Here is a 6,206-nt window from a genome sequence, read left to right on the forward strand (position 1 = left end):
CCACCGCCGCGAAGGCCGCCGCCGCCGACGGCTCGAGGCGCAAGCCCGCCCGGTCCCAGAGATCGCGCAGCCAGGCGAACAGGTCGGCGTCGCTCACCGTCACCACGGCCTCGACGAGGGCGACGACGGTGCCGGCCACCAGCATCGAGGCGGCGGCCACGGCCAGGCCGTCCGCCGCGGTCCGGTTGTCGAGGCCGATCTCGTAGACGCTCACCGACCGCGCCGAGCCTGCGGCGAGTTGCACGAGCATGCAGGGCGCGGCGACGGGCTCGACGAAGACGCAGCGCACGGCGTCGCCGTAGAGCAGCTTCAGGCCGAGGGTGACGCCGCCCGGGGCGCCGCCGACGCCGCAGGGGGAGGTAGACGCACAGGGGATGGGCCGCGTCCACGCTCACGCCCGCCGCCTCGAGCTGGCGTTGCAGGTCGAAGGCCGCCGCCGCGTAGCCGAGGAACAGGTCCTTCGAACTCTCGTCATCGACGGAATGCGCGTCGGCGCGGCCTTCGAAGGCGACCCGCGCGACGGCGACGGCGCGGCCGTAATCGCCCGCATGCTCCACCACCCGGGCGCCGAGGTCGCGCAGGCGGCGCTTCTTTCACGCCTTGGCGTCGTGGGACATGTGCACCTCGACCTGGAAGCCGAGGGCGCGGGCGATCACCCCGACGCTGAACCCGAGGTTGCCGGTGCTTCCCACCGCGATCGTGTGGGCGCCGAAGGCCGCCCGGACATCCGGGTCGGCGAGGCGGGCATAGGAGGGCGCGCCCGACAGCCAGCCCGCCGCGAGGCCGAGCCGCTCGGCCTCGACCAGCACCTCGTAGACGCCGCCCCGCGCCTTGATGCAGCCGGTGATCGGGAGGTCGTGATCGGCCTTCACCCAAGCCGAGGCCCCCGGGCGTCCCGACACCAGGGCGGCCAAGTCGGCGGAGAGCGGCAGGAGAGCCGAATCGATCCGGCCGGTCGCCAGTTCGGGAAACAGCCGGGCGAGGAGCGGATCGAAGCGGCGCCAGCGCGCCTCGGCCGCCGCGACGTCCGCGAGGCCGAAGGCCAGGCCCGGCAGGATCTCGGCGGCTCGGCCCAGGCGCGGGTTGCGCCAGACCGTGGGTTTGGCATCCCGCACGGCATTGGGGAGATCGAGCGGGGGCGTGCAGGCGGCGCTCATACGGGCGGTGTCCTGTGACGGAAATCGGCTCGGATCGCCCGGGCCGGCGTGCCGAGCCGGCCGGGGACGAATCGGCGGCCGGGCGGCTGGCCTCGTCCACCGGGCCCGGACGGCATCGCCCATGCGGCCGCCCATCATAAAGCCGTCGGCGAAGCTCCCGGCTCGTTCGCCCTCGCCGAGCGCTTATGAACGATCCTTCCATTCCAATGTGTGATGGCGCAACGATCTTTCGGCTAAGACCGCCGGTCGTCTCATCGCAATAGGAAACAACGGCGCATTTCGAGAGCACCTTCCGCACCGACTTTGCTAGCTTTTTCGGGCTGACCAACAAAGGACGTCGCCCATGCTGTCGAAGTTCGAGCGTTATCCCCTGACCTTCGGCCCGAGCCCGATCGAGCACCTGCCGCGGCTAACGGCCCATCTCGGCGGCGACGTGCTGATCTACGCCAAGCGCGAGGATTGCAATTCGGGCCTCGCCTACGGCGGCAACAAGCTGCGCAAGCTCGAGTACATCGTGCCCGACGCCATCGCGAGTGGGGCCGACACCCTGGTCTCGATCGGCGGCGTGCAGTCGAACCACACCCGCATGGTCGCGGCGGTCGCCGCCAAGATCGGCATGAAGTGCCGGCTGATCCAGGAGGCCTGGGTCCCGCACGAGGATGCCGTCTACGACCGGGTCGGCAACATCATGCTGTCCCGCATCATGGGCGCCGAGACGCAGCTCGTCGACGACGGCTTCGACATCGGCATCCGCGAGAGCTGGACCAGGGCCCTGGAGGACGTGAAGGCCAAGGGCGGCAAGCCCTACGCGATCCCCGCCGGCGCCTCGGTGCACAAGTTCGGCGGCCTCGGCTACATCGGCTTCGCCGAGGAGGTCCGCGCCCAGGAGGCTGAGATGGGCCTGCGTTTCGACTACATCGTGGTCTGCACCGTCACCGGCTCGACCCATGCCGGCATGGTGGTGGGCTTTGCCGCCGACGGGCGCGCCCGCAACGTCATCGGCATCGACGCGTCCTGCACGCCCGCCCAGACCAAAGCTCAGGTGCTGGAGATCGCAAAAAACACCGCCGCCCTCGTCGGCGCGCCGGCGATCGCAGAGGACGACATCGTGCTCAACGAGGACTACGCCTACCCGGTCTACGGCGTGCCCTCGAAGGAGACGGTGGACGCGATCCGCCTCTCGGCCCGGCTGGAGGGCATGATCACCGACCCCGTCTACGAGGGGAAGTCGATGCAGGGGATGATCGACCTCGTGCGGAACGGCTTCTTCCCCAAGGGCGCGAAGGTGCTCTACGCCCATCTGGGCGGCGCCCCGGCGCTCAACGGCTACAGCTACACCTTCCGAAACGGCTGAGCCGACTTGCGCCGGACCGGCCGACCGATGTCAGACGCCGCCGGGCTCCGTCGGCGGCAGCGCGGCGACGAGCCGGCGCAGGAAGGCCTGGACGGCGTGCGGCAGCTTGCGGTCGCGCATCACCTGGACCTGGATGCCCCGCATCAGGCTCATCCGCGCATGCACCGGGATGCAGACGAGCTCGCCGAGGCGCACCGGCGTCTGCACCGTGAGGGCCGACATCAGCGCGAGCCCCTTCGTCCGCCGGACGAAGGGCAGCAGGGCGGAAAGGATGTTGGCCGTGAGCGTCGGCTCGATGGTGATGCCCTCCGCGAGGCAGGCCGCGTCGAAAACCCGGCGAGCGGTGGTGTCGAGGGTCGGCACCGCGATCGGGTAGGCCTTCAGGTCCGCGAGCCGGATCGCGGGTCGGCGCGCCAGGGGATGATCGGGGGCACTGAGCGCCACCATCTCGACGGCGTTGTCGTAGGCGACCGCGACCAGGCTCGAGGGGGCGAGCGCGAAGGTGATGCCGATGTCGGCGTCGCCCGCCGCCACGACGTGCGTGACCTGGGCGGGGGGCAACATCTGCACCTCGAAGCGGATGCCCGGATGGGCGGCGTGGAACTCCGCGATCGCGTTGGGCAGCAGATCGAGGGCGAAGCCCTCCGAGGTGGCGACGCGGATGAAGCCGCGCGCGAGGCCCTGCAATTCCTGGATGTCAGCCGCGACCTGCTCGGCGCGCAGGAGGGTCTGGCGCGCGTGTTCCGCCAGCAGCTCCCCGGCCGGGCTCAGCACCATGCCGCGCGGGCGCCGCTCGAAGAGGACGCAGCCGAGTTCGCTCTCGAGGTTGGAGATCTGCCGGCTGATCGCCGATGCCGCGATGTTCAAGTGCGTCGACGCCGCGGCGATCGACCCGGTTCTGGCGACGGCCAAGAGGTAGCGGAGGCCCGAAATGTTCATGGAAACCTGTCGATTGCCGAAACGGCACGGCAGCAATCGCGAAATTCTACTTGTTGCGATGCCAATTGCACAACACCATGGCACGATGAAAAAAGCGGCATGCCGAGGCGGCTGGCACGAGGCCGACCGCGCGGACGGGCGAAAAGGACCGACATCATGGCGAGCGGGATCATGGCGAGACACGGCTCCACGGCACGCGCCGCGCTCACCCTGCTGATGCTGGCCGCCAGTGTCCCGGCCGTTGCCGGCAAGGCGAATGACACCCTAGTCTACGCCTCCGACACCGAGCCGGAAAACGTCAGCCCCTACCACAACAGCGCCCGCGAGGGCGTCATCCTGGCCCGCAACGTCTGGGACACCCTGATCTACCGCGACTCGAAGACCGGCACCTACCAGCCGATGCTGGCCACCTCTTGGCGGTGGGTCGATCCCGTCACCCTGGAACTGACCCTGCGTGAGGGCGTGACCTTCCACAACGGCGACGCCTTCGGCCCGGAAGACGTGGCCTTCACCTTCAACTACGTGCTGACGCCGGAAGCCCGCACGGTGACGAAGCAGAACGTCGACTGGATGAAGTCGACGGAGGTCGTCGACGCCCACACGGTCCGCATCCATTTGAAGGCGGCCTTCCCGGCGGCGCTCGAATACCTCGCCGGGCCGACCCCGATCTTCCCGGCGACCTATTTCAGGCGCGTCGGCCTCGACGGCTTCGCTAAGGCGCCGGTCGGCACCGGCCCCTACCGCATCACCGCGGTCGAGAACGGGCGCGGCGTCAAGATGGAGCGCTTCGCCAAGTATTGGCCCGGCAGCCCGATCGGCGCGGCCAAGATCGGCAAGCTCGAGTTCCGCGTCATCCCCGACGCCGACAGCCGCATGGCCGAGCTCGTCACCGGCGGCATCGACTGGATCTGGCGCGTGCCGAGCGATCAGGCCGACCAGCTGAAGGGCGCCCCCAACGTCTCGGTCCTCAGCGCCGAAACCATGCGGGTCGGCTTTCTGCAGTTCGACACTCTCGGCCGGGCCAAGGAGAACTCGCCCCTGAAGGATCCCCGCGTCCGGCAGGCGATCTCGTACGCCGTCGACCGCAAGGCCATGGTGGACAACCTCGTGCGCGGCGAGAGCCGGGTGATGAACGCGGCCTGCTTCATCGACCAGTTCGGCTGCACCGACGAGGGCGTGCCGCGTTACAGCTACGATCCGGCCAAGGCCAAGGCGCTCCTCAAGGAGGCGGGCTATCCGAACGGCTTCGAGATCGATCTCGGCGCCTACCGCGAGCGCGACTACGCCGAGGCCGTGATCGGCTACCTGCGCGCCGTCGGCATCATCGCCCGGCTGAACTACCTGCGCTACGCGGCGCTCCGCGACCTCATCCGCGGCGGCAAGGTCTCTATCGCCTTCCAGACCTGGGGGTCGTTCTCGGTCCTCGACGTCTCGGCCTTCACGGGCGTCTACTTCCGCGGCGGCGACGAGGATCTGACCAAGGACCCCGAGACTATCGCGGCTCTCCAAGCCGGGGACGGGGCGACCGACCCTGCGGTGCGGAAGGTCAAGTACGCCGAAGCGCTCAAGCGCATCGCCGGCCAGGCCTACGCCCTGCCGCTGTTCTCGTACTCGACGAACTACGCCTTCACGTCGGACCTGACCTTCACGGCGCAGCCCGACGAGCTGCCGCGCTTCTACGCGGCGCAATGGAAGTGACGGCCGGCGCCTGAAGCCGACCGACCGCCGACCGACCGAGGGAGCCGGACCATGCTGCGATTCATGATCCAACGAAGTCTGGTGGCCCTGGCGGTCGCCGTGACGGTGTCGGTGGCGAGCTTCATGCTGCTGCACATGTCCGGGGACCTGGCCACCGCGATCGCGGGGCCGGAGGCGACCTCCGTCCAGGTCGAGGCGATCCGGGTCCAGTACGGGCTCGACCAGCCCCTTCTGGCTCAGTTCGCCGCCTGGGCGGGCCGGGCGATCCGGCTCGATTTCGGCAACTCGTTCTACTTCCGCGAGAGCGTGATCGACCTGCTCGCTGCCCGCCTGCCGATCACCCTGTTCCTCGGCGTGGTGGCCCTGGCCGTGGCGCTCTTCGTGGCCATCCCCCTCGGGGTGCTCGCCGCGGTCCGGCGCGACACCTGGATCGACCGGGCCGCCCTCTCGGTCTCGGTGCTGGGCCAGGCCATGCCGAGCTTCTGGTTCGGCCTGACCCTGATCATGATCTTTTCGGTGAACCTGCGCTGGCTGCCGGTCTCCGGCAACACGACCTGGAAGCACTTCGTGCTGCCGGCGATCGCGCTCGGTTACTACGCCATGCCGGCGGTGATGCGGCTGACCCGCAACGGCATGCTCGAAGTGCTGGCCTCGGACTATGTCAGGACCGCCCGCGCCAAAGGTCTGCCGCCGCGAAAGATCCTGATCCGGCATGCGCTGCGCAACGCCGTCATCCCGGTGATCGCGCTCGCCGCCGTCCAGTTCGGCTTCATGCTCGGCGGCTCGATCGTGATCGAGGCGGTGTTCTCGCTCCAGGGGCTCGGCCAGCTTGCCTGGGAATCCATCGCCCGCAACGACTTCCCGGTGGTGCAGGCGATCGTGCTGGTCCTGGCGATGATCTACATCGCCCTGACGCTGGCCGCCGACCTCCTGAACGCCTTCCTCGATCCCCGGCTGCGCCAATGACCCTCCAGCCATCCGCCTCCCCGCTCAGCGCCGGTTTGCCCGAGACGCCGGCGGCCCTCCCGGCCGACAGGCCGGCGGCGCTGCAAGCCGCC

At 69.5% G+C, this 6,206-nt stretch carries 6 protein-coding genes; 3 read left to right on the forward strand and 3 right to left on the reverse strand.

Annotated elements, in window-relative coordinates:
- Together FV223_RS31890 and FV223_RS31895 are read right to left on the reverse strand one after the other, a co-directional pair.
- Positions 1–376 (reverse strand): pyridoxal-phosphate dependent enzyme (locus tag FV223_RS31890; RefSeq protein WP_348644805.1); only part of this gene is annotated, 376 nt, incomplete at its 3' end.
- A 217-nt stretch (positions 377–593) separates the two neighbouring features.
- Positions 594–1,157: a pyridoxal-phosphate dependent enzyme gene (locus FV223_RS31895; RefSeq protein ID WP_246686391.1), complete on the reverse strand. Its 564-nt coding sequence runs from the start codon at positions 1,155–1,157 to the stop codon at positions 594–596.
- Positions 1,158–1,500: 343 nt separating this feature from the next.
- Here FV223_RS31895 and FV223_RS17720 point away from each other — a divergent pair, with 343 nt between their 5' ends.
- Positions 1,501–2,511 (forward strand): 1-aminocyclopropane-1-carboxylate deaminase, encoded by a 1,011-nt coding sequence (locus tag FV223_RS17720; protein WP_147728259.1) that lies wholly within the window; start codon positions 1,501–1,503, stop codon positions 2,509–2,511.
- 30 nt (positions 2,512–2,541) lie between these two features.
- On the opposite strand, the gene FV223_RS17725 is transcribed toward FV223_RS17720, so the two are convergent.
- Positions 2,542–3,450: a LysR family transcriptional regulator gene (locus FV223_RS17725; RefSeq protein ID WP_147728260.1), complete on the reverse strand. Its 909-nt coding sequence runs from the start codon at positions 3,448–3,450 to the stop codon at positions 2,542–2,544.
- 156 nt (positions 3,451–3,606) lie between these two features.
- On the opposite strand from FV223_RS17725, the gene FV223_RS17730 reads away from it, so the two are divergent.
- Together FV223_RS17730 and FV223_RS17735 are read left to right on the forward strand one after the other, a co-directional pair.
- Positions 3,607–5,148 (forward strand): ABC transporter substrate-binding protein, encoded by a 1,542-nt coding sequence (locus tag FV223_RS17730; RefSeq protein WP_147728261.1) that lies wholly within the window; start codon positions 3,607–3,609, stop codon positions 5,146–5,148.
- Between the two features lie 51 nt (positions 5,149–5,199).
- Positions 5,200–6,114, forward strand: coding sequence for an ABC transporter permease (locus FV223_RS17735; protein ID WP_147728262.1), 915 nt, complete (start codon positions 5,200–5,202; stop codon positions 6,112–6,114).
- The last annotated feature ends 92 nt before the right edge of the window (positions 6,115–6,206 follow it).

The organism is Methylobacterium sp. WL116, from assembly GCF_008039455.1.
Lineage (GTDB): Bacteria > Pseudomonadota > Alphaproteobacteria > Rhizobiales > Beijerinckiaceae > Methylobacterium.

Bases quoted from the DNA above. Each gene is read 5' to 3' on its own strand.
- FV223_RS17720 (WP_147728259.1), top strand. From the start codon at position 1,501: ATGCTGTCGAAGTTCGAGCGTTATCCCCTGACCTTCGGCCCGAGCCCG.
- FV223_RS31895 (WP_246686391.1), bottom strand. From the start codon at position 1,157: ATGAGCGCCGCCTGCACGCCCCCGCTCGATCTCCCCAATGCCGTGCGG.
- FV223_RS17735 (WP_147728262.1), top strand. From the start codon at position 5,200: ATGCTGCGATTCATGATCCAACGAAGTCTGGTGGCCCTGGCGGTCGCC.
- FV223_RS17730 (WP_147728261.1), top strand. From the start codon at position 3,607: ATGGCGAGCGGGATCATGGCGAGACACGGCTCCACGGCACGCGCCGCG.
- FV223_RS17725 (WP_147728260.1), bottom strand. From the start codon at position 3,450: ATGAACATTTCGGGCCTCCGCTACCTCTTGGCCGTCGCCAGAACCGGG.